This is a genomic window from Haloferax sp. Atlit-109R, from assembly GCF_003665865.1.
Taxonomy (GTDB): domain Archaea; phylum Halobacteriota; class Halobacteria; order Halobacteriales; family Haloferacaceae; genus Haloferax; species Haloferax volcanii.
In genome coordinates this window covers 449,669-465,552 of the sequence record NZ_QPLO01000002.1, presented here as the reverse complement: position 1 = coordinate 465,552, position 15,884 = coordinate 449,669, and the positions used below count along the sequence as shown (strand labels likewise).

At 67.8% G+C, this 15,884-nt stretch carries 17 protein-coding genes; 7 read left to right on the top strand and 10 right to left on the bottom strand.

Going from position 1 to position 15,884, the window contains the following annotated elements:
- Positions 1-39 precede the first annotated feature (39 nt).
- Positions 40-342, bottom strand: coding sequence for a hypothetical protein (locus DVK03_RS11065; RefSeq protein ID WP_004062556.1), 303 nt, complete (start codon positions 340-342; stop codon positions 40-42).
- A gap of 139 nt (positions 343-481) precedes the next feature.
- Positions 482-1,189 carry a helix-turn-helix domain-containing protein gene (locus DVK03_RS11060; protein WP_004062555.1) on the bottom strand — a complete coding sequence of 236 codons (708 nt, stop codon included), beginning with the start codon at positions 1,187-1,189 and terminating at the stop codon, positions 482-484.
- A 140-nt stretch (positions 1,190-1,329) separates the two neighbouring features.
- Here DVK03_RS11060 and DVK03_RS11055 point away from each other — a divergent pair, with 140 nt between their 5' ends.
- Entirely contained in the window at positions 1,330-1,986 is a 657-nt protein-coding gene (locus tag DVK03_RS11055; protein ID WP_115802951.1) for a metal-dependent hydrolase, read from the top strand.
- 88 nt (positions 1,987-2,074) lie between these two features.
- Complete coding sequence (locus DVK03_RS11050; protein WP_115802950.1) at positions 2,075-2,614, top strand: GNAT family N-acetyltransferase; 540 nt, start codon at positions 2,075-2,077, stop codon at positions 2,612-2,614.
- Between the two features lie 55 nt (positions 2,615-2,669).
- Here the strand turns inward: DVK03_RS11050 and DVK03_RS11045 are convergent, their stop codons facing one another.
- The 3 genes from DVK03_RS11045 to DVK03_RS11035 form a co-directional block, all read right to left on the bottom strand.
- Complete coding sequence (locus DVK03_RS11045) at positions 2,670-3,251, bottom strand: transporter (RefSeq protein ID WP_115802949.1); 582 nt, start codon at positions 3,249-3,251, stop codon at positions 2,670-2,672.
- Positions 3,252-3,435: 184 nt separating this feature from the next.
- Positions 3,436-4,083: a GNAT family N-acetyltransferase gene (locus DVK03_RS11040; protein ID WP_008607112.1), complete on the bottom strand. Its 648-nt coding sequence runs from the start codon at positions 4,081-4,083 to the stop codon at positions 3,436-3,438.
- Positions 4,080-4,718, bottom strand: a complete 639-nt coding sequence (locus DVK03_RS11035) for a GNAT family N-acetyltransferase (RefSeq protein WP_115802948.1) — start codon at positions 4,716-4,718, stop codon at positions 4,080-4,082. The genes DVK03_RS11040 and DVK03_RS11035 overlap by 4 nt, the downstream gene beginning before the upstream one ends.
- 206 nt (positions 4,719-4,924) lie before the next feature.
- Here DVK03_RS11035 and DVK03_RS11030 point away from each other — a divergent pair, with 206 nt between their 5' ends.
- The 3 genes from DVK03_RS11030 (at position 4,925) to DVK03_RS11020 (ending at position 8,078) form a co-directional block, all read left to right on the top strand.
- Positions 4,925-5,317, top strand: a complete 393-nt coding sequence (locus DVK03_RS11030; RefSeq protein ID WP_115802947.1) for a hypothetical protein — start codon at positions 4,925-4,927, stop codon at positions 5,315-5,317.
- 135 nt (positions 5,318-5,452) lie between these two features.
- Entirely contained in the window at positions 5,453-6,928 is a 1,476-nt protein-coding gene (locus DVK03_RS11025) for a replication factor C large subunit (protein WP_115802946.1), read from the top strand.
- 88 nt (positions 6,929-7,016) lie between these two features.
- Entirely contained in the window at positions 7,017-8,078 is a 1,062-nt protein-coding gene (locus DVK03_RS11020; RefSeq protein WP_115802945.1) for a zinc-binding dehydrogenase, read from the top strand.
- Positions 8,079-8,125: 47 nt separating this feature from the next.
- Here DVK03_RS11020 and DVK03_RS11015 read toward each other — a convergent pair whose 3' ends face one another.
- From DVK03_RS11015 to DVK03_RS10995, 5 genes are all read right to left on the bottom strand, one after another.
- A complete protein-coding gene (locus DVK03_RS11015; RefSeq protein ID WP_115802944.1) occupies positions 8,126-8,356 on the bottom strand; it encodes a hypothetical protein in 231 nt (76 codons plus the stop codon).
- Positions 8,357-8,426: 70 nt separating this feature from the next.
- Positions 8,427-9,155, bottom strand: coding sequence for an amino acid ABC transporter ATP-binding protein (locus DVK03_RS11010; RefSeq protein WP_004042321.1), 729 nt, complete (start codon positions 9,153-9,155; stop codon positions 8,427-8,429).
- On the bottom strand, positions 9,152-9,982 hold the full coding sequence (locus DVK03_RS11005; RefSeq protein WP_004042323.1) for an amino acid ABC transporter permease: 831 nt from the start codon (positions 9,980-9,982) through the stop codon (positions 9,152-9,154). Before DVK03_RS11005 ends, DVK03_RS11010 begins: the two co-directional genes overlap by 4 nt.
- Before the next feature lie 43 nt (positions 9,983-10,025).
- On the bottom strand, positions 10,026-10,937 hold the full coding sequence (locus DVK03_RS11000; protein WP_115802943.1) for a basic amino acid ABC transporter substrate-binding protein: 912 nt from the start codon (positions 10,935-10,937) through the stop codon (positions 10,026-10,028).
- Positions 10,938-11,215: 278 nt separating this feature from the next.
- A complete protein-coding gene (locus DVK03_RS10995) occupies positions 11,216-12,007 on the bottom strand; it encodes a COX15/CtaA family protein (RefSeq protein ID WP_188148678.1) in 792 nt (263 codons plus the stop codon).
- 213 nt (positions 12,008-12,220) lie between these two features.
- Here DVK03_RS10995 and DVK03_RS10990 point away from each other — a divergent pair, with 213 nt between their 5' ends.
- Positions 12,221-13,327, top strand: coding sequence for a Xaa-Pro peptidase family protein (locus DVK03_RS10990; RefSeq protein ID WP_115802941.1), 1,107 nt, complete (start codon positions 12,221-12,223; stop codon positions 13,325-13,327).
- Between the two features lie 131 nt (positions 13,328-13,458).
- Complete coding sequence (locus tag DVK03_RS10985) at positions 13,459-15,717, top strand: NADP-dependent malic enzyme (protein ID WP_115802940.1); 2,259 nt, start codon at positions 13,459-13,461, stop codon at positions 15,715-15,717.
- Positions 15,718-15,884: the final 167 nt, after the last annotated feature.

Here is a 15,884-nt window from a genome sequence, read left to right as displayed (position 1 = left end):
GCCGAGCGACGGGCGAGCGCCCGCGTTCGCGCTGGGTCGTCAGAACGACCGCGCCTGGTCGGGCAGTATCGACCACGAATCCGCCGGGTCCGCCCCTCGGTCGTCGTAGAACTTTCTGCCGATGTAGTCGTCGCTCACGCTCCCGAGTATCGTGTTGTACAGGTCGGCGGCCGACTCGTAGGTCTCGGTGCCGAGCGGGGCGAGGATGGTCTCGACGGTCTCCGCGTCGTCGACGTTCGGCGCGGTCACCTCGACGTCGCCGGCGCGTTCCAGCACGCGCTCGGTCGTGACCGGGTACTCGAACGCCGTTTCGAGGTACGATTGGAGGGCGCGAATGTCCATGGTCGGACATCGTCGCGGCCGCCCTTCGGCTTTTTTCGCCCTCAGGCGGACACTCTGGAAATGCGAACCGAAGGGAGCGAAACGAATCGAACGAATCGGGTCAGACGGACCGAAAACGGGTACGGGTACTACGGCGTTCTCAGGGGAGCTTCCGCAGGTCTTCGAGCATCTCGTCTAAATCGCGGTCGGTCACGGCGAGGGCGAAGCCGTCGATGGTGGCGAGCGCGGGCGCGTGCTCCCAGAGGTCGTCCTCCGAGAGGCCGTGGAGGACGACGGCGTTCGGCGTCGGTGTGACGACGCGCATGGCGACGAGCGGCGACTCGCCGCGGGTGACGCCGGTGAACACGAGCGCCCGACTCGTCGACTGCCCGTAGAGCCGGTAGAACTCCTCGGAGGAGAGCCGCGTGATTGCCTGAATGCTGTTGATGACGGTGTGGCCGCTGATGCGGTCTTGGTCGCCGTCGACGATGGGGGTCGCGCCGATGGCGTCGTAGAAGCTATCGAGCGGAATCGACGTGGGGTACTCCCGGAGGTCCTGGACGATGTCGCTCTCGAAGCCGGCCGAGAGGACGCGGGCGTACTGCCGGATGCGACTGCCGCCGCGGGCCTCGTCGATGTCGAGGAGCGCTTCGACCATCCGGCGGATGACGCCGATACCGGGGCTCTCGCGGCGGCCGCTCTCGTAGTCGGAGACGACCGACGACGACACGTCCAACTGCTCGGCGAGCGCCGTCTGGGAGATGTCGAAGTCGGTCCGCCACTTCCGGAGCGTCGCGCCGGGGTCGTCCGAGAGGGTAATCTCGCCCGCGATGCGGCGGGCGAGGTCGTCGCGCGGTGCCGCGGTCATCGCGAACACCTCGGCCCGTCCGACGAGTGAGTCATGGGACAACCTGCGTGAGTATCCCGCAAAAGGATGTCGAAAGTGGTAGTCGTCGCGTGACGAACCCCGTGGGAACTCTGAAGGTCGTCGGCCGACCACTACGCGGTATGCCATCGACCCTCGTCCACGTCGCCGTCGGCGGACTCGTCGGTGCCGGCCTCCTCGGTCGCTGGTTCGACGCCCGGTCGGTCGGCGTCGCGCTCGTCGCCGCCGCGGTCCCCGACCTCGACTCGTTCACCAGCACGCTCCTGCCCGGCAGTCACCGCGCGCTCCTCCACACGCTGTTGCTCCCGCTCGTCCTCGCCGCGCTCGTGGCCTACGACACGCGGATGCGGGACCCCGAACGCTCCGCGATTCGCGGTCGCTGGGGCGCTCGGGGGGTCGCAGTCGCGTGGGTCGGCGTCGCCGCGCTCCTCTGCGGCGGCATCTTCCCCGACCTGTTCACCAACGGCGTCAACGCCTTCTACCCGCTTCACGACGCGTTCTACTCGATTAGCGGGCGCGCCGAGTGGTCGAGCACGCGCGGGTTCGTCCAGACGTTCGTCGAGCTACGGCCCGCGTCGCCGCCGCCGACGACGGAGACGCTCCATTACAGCACCGTGGTCGACCCGTCGCCGGGCGCGGAGCCCGAAACCGTCGAGCGGGTGGCCCCCCTCGCCTCGTCGGGGACGGAACTGATGCTCGTCGTGCTCGGCGCGGGCGTGGTCGGCGGACGGCTCCTGTCGGAGCGGCTTCGCGGGCCGGCGGGCGAACCGGCTGAGTGACGGGGCGAGCCGACGACCGAATTGGGGCGAGCCGGGAACGCGGCCGCGACTCCGAGCGTTCATAACCGACGGCGACCCATCCGCGTGCATGAGCGAGACACCGGACGGCGTCGAGGTGCGGCCGTACGAACCGGGCGATGCGGCCGCGTTCTGGGAACTGAAACGCGGATTCGAACTCGGTCTCGGCGCGGGGACCGGCGGCGACGACAAGCTTTCCACGTACGAGGCGAAACTCACGGACGACTACCGCGAGCGATATCTCTCGTGGGTCGAGCGCTGTGCGACCGACGACCCCGGCTGCGTCGTCGTCGCCGAAGCGGTGTCGGACGGCGAACAGAGCGGCAAGAGCGAGGACGCGACGCTCGTCGGCTACGCCTTCGCGCTCCCCGAGGAGATGACGTTCATCTGGGACGCCGCCGTCCTCAACGAACTGTTTCTCGACGCCGACTACCGCGGCTCGGGCGCCGCCGACGAACTCATGGACGCTGTGTTGGCCCACGCGCGCTCGCAGGACCTCCCCTTGGACCGAATCGTCCTCGACGTGGACGAGGCGAACGGTCGGGCGCGAGCGTTCTACGAGCGCTACGGCTTCGACCACTGGGGCGAACTGGTCGCGCGCGACCTCTGAGCCGGAACACGTGCGGGACCGGAGAACGGAGAACCGAACGGGCGGGCGTCCGTGACTACCGGAGCGCCGTGGCCGCGACGCCGCCGACGGTGCCGAGAACGGCGGGGTATGCGACGCCCGCGAGGAGCGCTGACGTGACCGGGTCGGGGCTGACGGCCGCGTCGCCGACGGAGACGGTGAAAAGTGCGATACCGGCGAGCGCGAAGACGAGGTAGCCGACCGTGGTTCCCGCGCCGGCCAGCGCGCCCTCCCGCGGCGAGGACGCGCCGCCGACGACGGCCGCGAGCGCGCCCGCAGCGAGCAGCGCGACCACGGGCACGACGTAGAGCACCGGCGAGAACGCCTCGACGCCTTCGATGAGGTTCGCGCTGGAGGTCGTTCCGAACAGGCCGGGGAACCGGGTCGTCACGCCGTGGGCGCTCATGAACACCCAACCGACGACCTTCCACGTCGAGACGTCGGAGCCGAGGGCTTCGAGCACCTGACTGGCCGTCGAGTTCTCGATAGTCGAGGAGGTCAAAAGGTAGGTCACGAGGTAGCCGAACAGGGCCGCCCCGAGACCGGCGACGCCGCCGCTGCCGACCGACCGAAGCGTCGATGGTGTGGAACCGGGCGTCGATTCAGGTGTCGTTGACATCGTGTCGGAACCGATTGTCGTTCTCCCGTAAATGTCTCGTGGCCGCCGTGAGTGGTCGTCTCGCGGTACGATGTGACGAGACGAGGCGTCCACACCGCGACCCGCGCTCACGGCGGTCTGGAGGGCGGCCGCGTCGTCGCCGGCGCGGTCCTCGGTGCAGTCCCCGGCGGCGAATCGAGTCGGCTCAGCGAACGTCGTCGGGGTCGAGGCTCCAGCGGAACTCGGCGTCGTAGTCGCCGCCGGTCGTCGCCAGCCAGTCCTCGCGGGCGACGCTGTATCGGAGTTCGTCGGCCGGCTCGCCGTCGATGACGATGCTGTTTCGCTCGCGGCCGTCGCGGTCGCCGCCGAGCGCCGCCATGTACTTCTCGATAGCGCGTTTCGATTTCTCGTTGTCCGCGACGTGCGACACCGAGACGACGTCGAGGTCGAGTACGTCGAACGCGAGCGCCGCCAGCGCCGCGGCGCGCTCGCCCGAGTAACCGCGGCCCCAGTCGCGCGGGCGGAGCCACAAGCCGAGTTCTCCGACGCGGCGGTCCCACTCCGTGTGGAGTCCGCCGAACCCAGCAATCTCGCCCGCGCCGTCCTCGCTCTCGCGCGGGATAATCGCGTAGTCGGCGCTCTCGGCGTCGGTCCAACTCGACTCCCCGCGGTCGAGAAACTCCTTCGTCACCTTTGGCGTCTCGTGGCGCGACCACGGCATGTGCCGCGTCACGTCGTCCATCTCGGGGGCCGAACAGAGTTCGTACGCCTCGTGGACGCCGATGTGTTTCGGGCGGCGGGCGACCAATCGAAGCCGCGGCGTCTCGACGACCGCGGGGTAGAGGTCGCTCACTCGCGGCCCTCCCAGCGGAACTCGGCGTCGTAGTCGCCGCCGGTGGCGGCCTCCCACTGTTCGCGGGTCACGGACCAGCCGCGAACGTCGCGCGGGGTGCCGCCGGCGTCGACGGTCTCGTTGGGAAACAGGCCGTCTTCTCCCCCGCCGAAGCGGTCGGTGTACTTCTCGATTGCTCGACACGACGCCTCGTTTTCGGGCATGGCGTACGCGAGCGCCACGTCGAGGTCGAGCACGTCGAAGACCGCGGCGAAGAACGCGGCCGCCCGCTCGCCGGAGTAGCCGCGGCCCCAGAACTCCTTGCGGAGCCACATCCCGAAGACGGCCCGGCGCTTGTCCCACTCGGGGTTGAACCCGGCGGTGCCGGCGAACTCGCCCGCGCCGTCCTCGCCGTCGCGGGGGATGACGGCGTAGACGGCGTTTTCCGCGGACTCGTGGCCTTCTTCGGCCCGTTCGAGGAACTCCAGCGTCTCCTTGGGCGTCTCGTGGGGGCCCCACGTGACGAACTTCGTCTCCTCTTCGATGGTGTCCGACCGCGAGGCGGCGAAGTGGTCGTAGGCGTCCAACGGGTCGACGACCGCCCGCGACAGGGCGCGGAGCCTGAGCCGCGGGGTGACGATTTCGTCGGGGAACATGGAACGGAGTCCACTCGGAGGGCGCTAATAAGTTTTCTGAACATTGACATATGATTGCGTGGAACACGCCCGGGACGGTCGCCGCTCTCGAACCCGTCGGATTCGAACACGTTCCGAGCGCACACACGTTCTCCCGCGCGAGAACCCGGAGATGCGTATTTGTGGCGGGAGCGCGTCTAGCGAGGACGGGAACGGAGTGCAACGAGATGGACTGGGAGCGAACGGTGGGCGGCTACGCGCTCGTCACGGGAGCCGTGACGCTGGCCATCTGGGTGTTGACCGTCGACGGCGGTCCGGTGATGGAACCGCGGACCGACCCGTTTTCGCTGTTCGCGTCGCTCGTGTTGGGGGGGCTGACCGGGGTGTCGCTTCTGGCGACGGGCATGGGTCTCGTTCGGAGACAGTTGTGGGCGCGGCCGCTCAGTCTCGTCGCCTTCGGCCTGCTTTTCGCCGGCGTCATCGACAGCGCCGGCTACTACGCCGGCGTCGGGCGGGTCGGCGTCGTCGTGGCGCTTTTCGTCGTCTGCCTCGCCACGCTGGCGGCGCTCGGTTGGTCGCTCGTCGACGCCCGGAACCGGGCGCGGCGGTCGGCGTGGTGAGACGGCGCGGTAAGACGGCACGGTGGGGCGTCTGAGCCGGTGAGCCGCCCCGGTAGTTCGGGCGCTTCCGGTGGGCGTCCGGCCGGCGCGCGGCGCTCCGCAACCACTAAACGCGCCTCGGTCCTCCTTCCGGTAATGGTAGACTGGACGGAGAAGTACCGCCCATCGACGCTCTCCGAGGTCCGCGGCAACAACAAGGCCCGCGACGCCCTCGCGGAGTGGGCCAAGACGTGGGACGACCACCGGGAGGCCGTCGTCGTCCACGGGAGCCCGGGCATCGGAAAGACCTCCGCGGCCCACGCGCTCGCCGCCGACATGGGCTGGGAGACGGTCGAGTTGAACGCGTCGGACCAGCGGACCGGCGACGTCATCGAACGCTTCGCCGGCCGCGCCGCGAAGAACGCGACGCTCGCCGGTTCCTCCGCGGGCACGTCCACCCGGCAGTTGGTCATCCTCGACGAGGCCGACAACATCCACGGCAACTACGACCGCGGCGGGGCCAGCGCCGTCACCCGCCTCGTCAAGTCGTCGAGCCAGCCCATCGTCCTCATCGCCAACGAGTTCTACGACATGAGCCGCGGGCTCCGGAACGCCTGTCAGGAAATCGAGTTCCGCGACGTGTCCGCCCGCTCTATCGTCCCCGTCCTCCGCGACATCTGCCGCAAGGAGGGACTGGAGTTCGAGTCCGACGCGCTCGACCGCATCGCCGAGATGAACAGCGGTGACCTGCGCTCGGCCGTCAACGACCTCCAAGCCATCGCCGAGGGGCGCGAGAAAATCACCGAAGAGGACGTGGTCATGGGCGACCGCGACCGCTCTGTCGGCCTGTTCGAGTTCCTCGACGCCGTCCTCAAAGAGGAGTCCGCGCAGGACGCGCTGTACACCGCCTACGACGTGGACGAGACGCCCGACGACCTCACGAAGTGGGTCGAGGACAAGGTGTCGCTCGTCTACGAACCCGACGAACTCGCCCGCGCCTACGACTTCCTCGCCAACGCCGACCGCTGGCTCGGCCGCGTGCGCGCCACGCAGAACTACTCTTATTGGCGCTACGCGACCGACAACCTCGCCGCCGGCGTCGCGGCCTCCCGCGACCGAACCCGCGGCGGGTGGACCCGCTACGGCGGCGCGCCCTACCGCTCGACCCGCGACAAGACCCGCGACACCGTCGTCCGGAAAATCGCGGCACAGGGCGGCTTCAGCATGGCGACCGCCCGCCGCGAGGTCCTGCCGTACCTCTCGGCCATCACCCACCACTGCAAGCCCCGCGAACTGACCGTCGCCATGGCCGCCTACTACGAGTTCGACGAGTCGCACGTCTCCTTCGTCACCGGGAGCGGCGAGACGACGAACAAGGTCCAGTCAATCGTCGAGGATGCCGGCGAACTCCGCGAGGAACTGGTCGAGGAACACGCCGCCGGCGCGTTCGCCGGCATGGAAGGCGTATCCGTCGACGACGACGCCGCGGCCGACGGCGACGATGGTAACGGAGCAGACGACGGAACGGACGACGTACTCGACCGCGACGCCGACGCCGACGAGTCGGCCGAAAGCGACGACACCGACGCCTCGACCGACGACGGGCAGTCCGGCCTCGACGACTTCTTCTGAACGGGACTGCGCCGCATTTTGTCCGCTGCACGACAGGCGGGATTGACGCCACGCGGAGCTTTTTGGGGCCGCCCGACGAACCGCGCGTATGAGAGCCGCAGTCCTCCGCGAACACGGTGAACCGCTCGACGTGACGGAAGTACCCGACCCGACGTGCGACGCCGACGGCGTCGTCGTCGAAGTCGAGGCCTGCGGTATCTGCCGGAGCGACTGGCACTCGTGGATGGGGCACGGCGAGTGGGCCGACGACGCGGTCCCGTCCGGGCAGATTCTCGGCCACGAGCCCGCCGGCCGCGTCGTCGAGGCCGGCGACCGCGTCGAGACGATTCGGGAGGGCGACCGCGTCGCCTTACCCTTCAATCTCGCCTGCGGTTCGTGCGGCTACTGCCAGACCGGCCACGGCAACGTCTGTACGGGCGACCACCCCCACGCCCTCGGCTTCGAACCCGCCGCGCAGGGCGCGTTCGCGGAGTTAGTACATCTCCCGTCCGCCGATTACAACGCGATTCGACTCCCCGAGAGCGTCTCTCCGACCGACGTGGCCGCGCTCGGCTGCCGATTCATGACGGCGTACAACGCCCTCGACGCCCGCGCCGGCCTCCGCGCCGGCCAGTGGGTCGCCGTCCACGGCTGCGGCGGCGTCGGCCTCTCGACGATTCAGGTGGCGAACGTCCTCGGCGCGCGCGTCGTCGCGGTCGACGTGCGCGAGTCCGCGCTCGACGCCGCGGCCGACCTCGGCGCTGACGCCGTCGTCGACGGCTCCGCGGAGGACCCGGTTGACGCCATCCGCGGACTGACCGACGGCGGGGCGCACGTCTCGCTCGACGCGCTCGGCGTCGCGGAGACCTGCCGGAACTCGGTTCGTTCGGTCCGGCCGTGGGGCTCGCACGTACAGGTCGGGCTGACGACCGAGGCCGAAAAGGGGAACGTGTCGCTGCCGACCGACTGGATGACGCGACACGAGGTGTCGTTCCTCGGCGCGCGCGGGATGCCGCCGACGAACGCCGACGACCTGCTCTCGCTGCTCGCTTCGGACGCTGTCGACCCCGGGTCGCTCGTGACGAAGACCGTCTCGCTCGACGAGGTGCCCGAGCGACTGGCCGCGATGACCGACTACGACACCGTCGGCGTCGAAGTGATGGTTCCGTAAAATCGGGGTTGGGCGGTTCGCGCTCGTTGACTCGGCTCGGTACCGGGTCAGGGCGTCGGCGTCGGCGCTCGACGCTCTTCAGAGGCCTCATCATCTAGCCCGCGCCAGACGACCTCGCCGCAGTCCGGGCAGTCGAGTCGGACCGTCCGGCCGTCGTGCGTCTGTTCGGGCCACTCGTCGATATCGGCGGCGCGACCGCAGGTCTGACAGAAGAGAACGGCCTTGGTGTGTTCGCAATCGGGCGGTTCGTGACTGAATTCGCGGGGAGCGTAGTTCATGCCGCAGGAAGCGGCGTTTCGGGGGATAAGCTTGTTGGAAGATTCCGGGTGTGTGCCCGGCTACCTCGGCTCAGAGCAGTTTCGAGAGGAACTGCTTGCCGCGGTCGGTCTTCGGGTTCTCGAAGAACACCTCGGGCGGCGAGTCCTCGACGACTTCGCCGTCGGCCATGAGGACGATGCGGTCGCCCACCTCGCGGGCGAAGCCCATCTCGTGGGTGACGACGAGCATCGTCATGCCCTCGTCGGCGAGGTCGTGCATCACGTCGAGCACCTCCCCGACGAGTTCGGGGTCGAGCGCGCTCGTGACCTCGTCGAACAGCATCACGTGGGGGTCCATGGCGAGCGCGCGGGCGATGGCGACGCGCTGTTGCTGGCCGCCGGACAGTTGGTTCGGGTAGGAGTTCGACTGCGCGCCGAGGCCGACGCGGTCGAGCAGTTCGTCGGCGCGGCGCTCGGCGTCTCCTTTCTTGAGCCCTTTCACCTTCGTGGGTGCGAGCGTCACGTTCTCCCGCGCCGTCTTGTGGGGAAAGAGGTTGAAGCTCTGGAACACCATGCCGATGCGCTGGCGCAGGCGGTTGATGTCAGCGTCGGCCGCGGAGATGGACTGGCCTTCGAGGCGAATCTCGCCGCCCTGAATCTCTTCGAGGCGGTTCGCACAGCGAAGCAGCGTCGACTTTCCGGACCCCGAGGGGCCGATGACGACGCACACTTCGCCCTCTTCGACGTTCAGGTCGACGTCTTTCAGGACGTGCGTGTCGCCGAAGTACTTGTTCACCTCGTCGAATTCAAGCAGACTCATCGGCGGTCACCTCCCCAATCCGAGCGCTCCTCCAAGTAGGTCACGAGTCGCATCAGCGGCAGCGTTATCGAGAGGTACGCGATGGCGACGAGGACGAGCGGCGTCCACGGGTCGAACGTCGCGCTGTTGACGCTCCGGAACGCCTGCATCAGTTCGGGGATGGCGATGATGGTGAGCAGTGAGGTGTCCTTCACGAGGATGACCTGGTCGTTACCGATGGCCGCGAGGGCGTTGCGCCACGCCTGCGGGACGACCACCTCGCGCATCCCCTGGATGTAGCCCATGCCGAGCGACCGGGCCGCCTCCATCTGCCCGTCGGGGACGGCCCCGATACCGCCGCGGACCGCCTCGCCGACGTAGGCGGCGTGGTTCAGCGTCAGCGCGATGATGGCCGTCGGGAACCCCCAGTTCTGTACCGGGAACGTCCCCGGCCACAGCGTCGGGATGCCGAAGTAGATGACGAATATCTGGAACAGAAGCGGCGTCCCGCGGAAGAACTGGACGTACGCCGTCGCGATGCCGTTCGTTATCGCCGTCTTCGAGACGCGCGCGAGGCCGACGAACACGCCGGCGGTCACCGAGAGGATACCGCCGATGACGACGATTTGGAGCACCAAGAGGTACGCATCAACGAACTGCGGAAGGATGGTCCGCATCAGCGCGAAGTCGACCTGCGTGGCGACGATGTAAGCGACGAGCGCCAAGACGGCGAGCGCGAACAGACTCGACAGCCCCACGCCGAGCCACTTCAGGCTCGTGTCGTCGATGAACCCGCCGCTCCCGTGGTCACCGTCCTCGGCGGTCGCCCCTGAGTATGTGTCTGCCATGAGTTCGAGTGTCTCTGTCAGTCGATAAAAAGGGGGGCCGCGTTCAGCCCTCGAAGTACTCGGCGTATATCTCGTCGTACGTCCCGTTCTCCTTGATAGCGGCGAGCGCCTCGTTCACCCGCTGGCGGAACTCGTCGTCGTCCTGACGGAACGCGATGCCGTAGTTCTCGACGGTGAGCGTGAGGTAATCGGGGGCGTTCTCGCCGGACTCGGCGGCCGCGCCCTCGCCCTGAAGGAAGCGGACCTCCCCTTCGCCTTGGTTGTTGACGAACTCCGCGTTGACGGTGTTGTCGTTGATGACGGCGACGACCTGCCCGTTGACGAGGGCCTGGAACGCGCCGGTGACCTGGTCGTACTGGTTGAGTTCCAGTTCGCCGTCGAACTCCTCCTGTAACTCCAGGGCGGCGTCGGCGCCGGTGGTGCCCTTCTGGACGCCGACGGTCGTCCCGCGGAGGTCCTCTCTGGACTGGATGTCGCTGTCCTGCCGGACGATGACCGTCTGGTACGCGGTGAAGTAGGGGTCCGAGAAGTCGACCTCCTGCGCGCGTTGGTCGTTGATGGTCATCGCGGACATGATGATGCGGAAGTTGTTGTTGTTCAGCGAGGGGATGATGGAGTCGAAGCTCGTCGGCTTGAACTCGTAGTCGATGCCGAGTTGACCATCGAAGACGGCCTCTGCGATGTCGACGTCGAACCCGGTGAGGTCGCCTTCGGTCGTCTCGTACTCGAACGGACGGTACGGAATGTCCGAACCGATAGTAATCGTCTCGGGCAGCTCGCTCGCCTCGCCGGATTCGGTAGTTTCGGTCGAGTCGGTCGAGTCGGTGGTTTCGGCCTCGGTCGTCGAGGTCGTCTCGGTCGATTCGCTCTCGCCTTCGCCGCCGCCGAGACAGCCGGCCAGCGTGAACGCGGCCGCGGCTCCGGCGGAGCCCTTCAGAAAGGTGCGACGTTCCATAACAGCCCTCAGGTAGCACAGCACCATATAACACTTCTTCGGTCCGCTCCTCAATTCGTGTCGATATTGACGAAAAATATCCGGAAATTGTGTGGATGGGTGAGATATATGTCTAACTGAAACATCTTCACCACACTATCGTCTTCTCGGATTAATCTACAACTATCACGTGAGATGTTGTCTCTGCTGGGGTAGACGGCGGAATCGTTGCCGACGGAACCAACCGAGCTGCCCAAAGAGTGACTGCGAGGAGCAGTGAGCCGCGCCGATGCCCGTCGTCAGTCGGCGTCGTTCAGCTCGCCAGCCTGCGGCACGGGGAGGCCGCCGCGGACGAGGACCGCCGCGCCGACGACGAGGACGAGCGCGAGGACGGTTCCGCCGAGGTGGGCGAGTTCGAGCACCGGGCCGTACACCTGCCGGCCGGCGATGAGGAGCGCGACGACCACGACGCTCGCGGGCGCGGTGACGAACCTGAGCCGGCCGTAGGCGTCCGCCCGCGGGCCGTGGGCGGCGTTCGCCCAGAGCGTGACGGCGAGGAGCGCGGCGTAGGTGGCGAGGCCGACGACGTAGTAGACGGCCTGCGTCGTCGGGCCGAAGGAGACGAACGCGTGGGGCGCGAGGACGAGCATGACGGGCGCGCCGACGAGCGCGAGCCTGACCGCGTCGGCGATGCGGGGGACGCCGCGGTCGACGAGTCCCCACGCGGCGGCGGCGACGACGGCGGTGAAGATGGAGGTCGCGACCACGTAGTGGGCGGTGAGGATGACCCACTCGTACTCGGTGACGGTGAGCGCCCCGAGGACGATTTGGAACGGGAGGATGACCGTGGCGACGACGAGCGCGTAGCGGACCCCTTTTGCGACGCCTTCGCGCCACGCCTGCACGGTCGTCCCGAGGATGAGAAAGCCGGTGAGCATGGCGACGAGGCGGTGGAACCATTCGAGGAAGCTGCCCCAGTTGGCCGGGAACAGGCCGAGGAAGCCGTCGCAGAACGGCCAGCGCCCGGCGCAGGTGAGACCCGCGCCCGCGGCGGCGGTGTACACGCCGAGGACCATCAGGACGCCGGTCATCGCGGCGGCCCCCGCGAGGAGGCGGCGAAGCCGAGGTGTCATACGCGTGGGTCGGGACCGCGCGAACTTATATTTCGTCGGTATGGTCCTCGAAGATGTCATCCCGGAACGCAGTCCCGCGGCCGGCACCGGTCGGCTCCGAACGGCTCTGAGGGGGTTCGTCCCACTTGTCCGAGCCGTCCCATTCAAGTCGGTTCGGTTGGACGCGCGAACATGGACGAGCGACTCGACTCCCGAGCGGACCGACTCGACGCGTATCTCGCAGACCGTGACCTCGAAGCGGTCTGGTTCGCCCGACCGAACTCCTTCGCGTGGCTCCTCGGCGGCGACAACGTCGTCGACCGCGACTCGCCGTTGGGCGTCGCCGCCGCCGGCTACGATGGCGAAGAGTTCCACGTCGTGACGGACAACATCGAAGCGACCCGCCTGCTCCACGAGGAACTGCCCCACGAGGACGTCCGCGTCCACCGCTTCCAGTGGTACGAGGGCTCGCTGGCGTCCGGCGTCGAGGCGGTCTCGCCGACCCCCGCCGCCGCCGACTTCGACGTGCCCGGCTTCGAGGACGTCGACGCCGCGGCCGTCCGCCAGCCGCTTTCGGACGCCGACATCGAGGCCTACCGCGAACTCGGCCGCGACGCGGCGAGCGCGGTCGAGCGGGTCTGCCGCGAACTCGCGCCGGGCGACACCGAACACGAGGTCGCCTCCGGTCTGAAGGTCACGCTCAGCGCGATGGGCATCGAAGCGCCGGTCGTGCTCGTCGGGGGCGGACGACGCGCCCAGAACTACCGCCACTACACGCCCAAACAGGAGGTACTCGGTGACTACGCGCTCGTCTCGGTGACGGCTCAGCGCGGCGGCCTCTACGCGAGTTGCACGCGGACCGTCGCGTTCGACGCGCCCGAGTGGCTCGAAACCCGCCACGAGGGGGCGATGCAGGTCGAGACGGAGGCGCTGGCGGCGACCCGAAAAGCGGCCGCGGAGGGCGGTACTGCGGGCGACGTGTTCGACGCCATTCGCGACGCCTACGACTCGGTTGGCGAGTCCGAAGAGTGGCTGAACCACCATCAAGGCGGCGCGGCCGGGTTCGCCGGCCGCGAGTGGTTCGCCACGCCCGACGCCGACGACGAGGTCCACGCGCCGATGGGCTACGCCTACAACCCGACCATTCAGGGCGCAAAGAGCGAGGGAACCGCGCTCGTCACTGACGAGGGCGTCGAGCCGCTGACCATGACCGGCCGCTGGCCGACACGGACCGTGACCGACGCCGACGAGACCGTCGAACTCGAACGGCCGGAAATTCTTCACATCGAACCGGAGTAATTTTTCGAGCGGAGCGGCGTCGATTCGTCGCCGCGACCTCGCCGCCGTCCGCCGGAGGTTCGACTATTGTCGAAGTCAAAATTCGACGTTGTTGAATAGCTTTTTGCCCCCTGCGTGAGGACGTGTGGGTCATGGGACTGGACGACGACTCACGGGAATATCACAGACAGGACCCGCCCGGAAAAATCGAGATAGCGACGACGAAGCCGACGAACACACAGCGCGACCTGAGTCTGGCGTACTCGCCGGGCGTGGCCGCGCCGTGTCTCGACATCGCGGAGGACGAAGACGCCGCCTACGAGTACACCGCGAAGGGCAACCTCGTCGGCGTCGTCTCCAACGGCTCCGCCGTCCTCGGGCTGGGGGACATCGGGGCGCAGGCGTCGAAGCCGGTGATGGAGGGCAAGGGCGTGCTGTTCAAGCGCTTCGCCGACATCGACGTGTTCGACGTCGAACTCGACATCGCCGACGTGGACGACTTCGTGGCGGCGACGAAGGCGATGGAGCCGACGTTCGGCGGCATCAACTTAGAGGACATCAAGGCCCCGGAGTGTTTCGAAATCGAACGACAGCTCCGGGAACAGATGGATATCCCCGTGTTCCACGACGACCAACACGGCACGGCCATCATCTCCGGGGCGGCGCTTTTGAACGCCGCCGACATCGTGGACAAGGACCTCGACGAACTCGACATCGTCTTTTCGGGGGCGGGCGCGTCCGCGCTCGCGACGGCGCGGTTCTACGTCTCCCTCGGCGCGAAAAAGGAGAACATCACGATGTGCGACTCCTCGGGCATCATCACCGAGTCGCGCGTCGAGGACGGCGACGTGAACAAGTACAAAGCCGAGTTCGCCAAGCCGGTCGACGAGGGCTCGCTGTCGGACGCGATGGAGGGTGCGGACGTGCTCGCGGGGCTCTCGGTCGGCGGCATCGTCAGTCAGGAGATGGTGCGGTCGATGGCCGACAACCCGGTCATCTTCGCCATGGCGAACCCGGACCCCGAAATCACCTACGAGGACGCGAAGGAGGCCCGCGACGACACGGTTATCATGGCCACCGGGCGCTCCGACTACCCGAATCAGGTGAACAACGTTCTCGGGTTCCCCTTCATCTTCCGCGGCGCGCTCGACGTGCGCGCGACCGAGATTAACGAGGCGATGAAGCGCGCCGCCGCCGAGGCGCTCGCCGAACTCGCCCGCCAGGACGTGCCCGACGCGGTCGTCAAGGCCTACGGCGACCACCCGCTCCAGTTCGGTGCCGACTACGTCATCCCCAAGCCGCTGGACCCCCGCGTGCTGTTCGAAGTCGCCCCCGCGGTCGCGCAGGCGGCGATGACCTCCGGCGCGGCCCGCGAGCGCCTCGACATGAACGCGTACCGCGAGCGCCTCGAAGCCCGCCTCGGGAAGTCCCGCGAGATGATGCGCGTCGTCCTCAACAAGGCGAAGTCGAACCCAAAGCGGGTCGCCCTCGCGGAGGGCGAAGACGAGAAGATGATTCGCGCCGCCTACCAGATGCAGGAGGAGGGTATCGCCGAACCCATCCTCGTCGGAGAGACGACGACGATTCTGCGCAAGGCCGAAGAGCTGGGTCTCGACTTCGACCCGACTATCGCCAACCCCCGCGACGGCGAGTGGGACCACTACGTCGACCGTCTCTACGAGCTTCGACAGCGGAAGGGCGTCACGAACTCCGAGGCCGAGGAGCTCGTCCGCCGCGACTCGAACTACTTCGCCAGCGTGATGGTCGAAGTCGGTGACGCGGACGCGATGCTGACGGGTCTCACGCACCACTACCCGTCGGCGCTGCGCCCGCCGCTCCAGATTATCGGCACGGCCGACGACGCCGACTACGCCGCCGGCGTCTACATGATGACGTTCAAGAACCGCGTCGTCTTCTGCGCCGACACGACGGTCAACCTCGACCCCGACGAGGAGGTTCTCGCGGAGATTACGAAGCACACCGCGGACCTCGCCCGTCAGTTCAACGTCGAACCCCGCGCGGCGCTCCTCTCGTACTCCAACTTCGGCAGCGTCACGAACGAGGGGACGCGCAAGCCCCGCGACGCCGCGGCGCTCCTGCAGGACGACCCCGAGGTCGACTTCCCGGTCGACGGCGAGATGCAGGCCGACACCGCCCTCGTCGAGGACATCCTCGAAGGAACCTACGACTTCGCTGAGCTCGACGGCCCCGCGAACGTCCTCGTGTTCCCGAACCTCGAAGCGGGCAACATCGGCTACAAACTGCTCCAGCGCCTCGGCGGCGCGGAGGCCATCGGCCCGATGCTCGTCGGCATGGACAAACCCGTCCACGTCCTCCAGCGCGGCGACGAGGTCAAAGACATCGTGAACTTGGCGGCGACGGCGGTCGTGGACGCGCAGGAAGAGGAGTAAGTTCCCGAGCGGAGCGAGGGCCTTTTTGGTCCAGCTTTTTGCGGAGAGGGTGAGCGGAGCGAACCCGAACCGAAAAAAAGGTGGTCGTGCGACCTGCCGATGACGGCAGTCGTGGACGCGCAGGAAGAAGAGTAGCTGACGACTCCGGTTCTGCTTTTTTTTTCAGC

Excerpts from the sequence above, each read along its gene's own strand:
- DVK03_RS11015 (WP_115802944.1), bottom strand. The coding sequence starts at position 8,356 with ATGAACTACGCTCCCCGCGAATTCAGTCACGAACCGCCCGATTGCGAA.
- DVK03_RS11025 (WP_115802946.1), top strand. The coding sequence starts at position 5,453 with ATGGTAGACTGGACGGAGAAGTACCGCCCATCGACGCTCTCCGAGGTC.
- DVK03_RS11045 (WP_115802949.1), bottom strand. The coding sequence starts at position 3,251 with ATGTCAACGACACCTGAATCGACGCCCGGTTCCACACCATCGACGCTT.
- DVK03_RS11000 (WP_115802943.1), bottom strand. The coding sequence starts at position 10,937 with ATGGAACGTCGCACCTTTCTGAAGGGCTCCGCCGGAGCCGCGGCCGCG.
- DVK03_RS11050 (WP_115802950.1), top strand. The coding sequence starts at position 2,075 with ATGAGCGAGACACCGGACGGCGTCGAGGTGCGGCCGTACGAACCGGGC.
- DVK03_RS11005 (WP_004042323.1), bottom strand. The coding sequence starts at position 9,982 with ATGGCAGACACATACTCAGGGGCGACCGCCGAGGACGGTGACCACGGG.
- DVK03_RS11030 (WP_115802947.1), top strand. The coding sequence starts at position 4,925 with ATGGACTGGGAGCGAACGGTGGGCGGCTACGCGCTCGTCACGGGAGCC.
- DVK03_RS10995 (WP_188148678.1), bottom strand. The coding sequence starts at position 12,007 with ATGACCGGCGTCCTGATGGTCCTCGGCGTGTACACCGCCGCCGCGGGC.
- DVK03_RS11020 (WP_115802945.1), top strand. The coding sequence starts at position 7,017 with ATGAGAGCCGCAGTCCTCCGCGAACACGGTGAACCGCTCGACGTGACG.
- DVK03_RS11055 (WP_115802951.1), top strand. The coding sequence starts at position 1,330 with ATGCCATCGACCCTCGTCCACGTCGCCGTCGGCGGACTCGTCGGTGCC.
- DVK03_RS10985 (WP_115802940.1), top strand. The coding sequence starts at position 13,459 with ATGGGACTGGACGACGACTCACGGGAATATCACAGACAGGACCCGCCC.
- DVK03_RS11035 (WP_115802948.1), bottom strand. The coding sequence starts at position 4,718 with ATGTTCCCCGACGAAATCGTCACCCCGCGGCTCAGGCTCCGCGCCCTG.
- DVK03_RS11010 (WP_004042321.1), bottom strand. The coding sequence starts at position 9,155 with ATGAGTCTGCTTGAATTCGACGAGGTGAACAAGTACTTCGGCGACACG.
- DVK03_RS10990 (WP_115802941.1), top strand. The coding sequence starts at position 12,221 with ATGGACGAGCGACTCGACTCCCGAGCGGACCGACTCGACGCGTATCTC.
- DVK03_RS11060 (WP_004062555.1), bottom strand. The coding sequence starts at position 1,189 with ATGACCGCGGCACCGCGCGACGACCTCGCCCGCCGCATCGCGGGCGAG.
- DVK03_RS11065 (WP_004062556.1), bottom strand. The coding sequence starts at position 342 with ATGGACATTCGCGCCCTCCAATCGTACCTCGAAACGGCGTTCGAGTAC.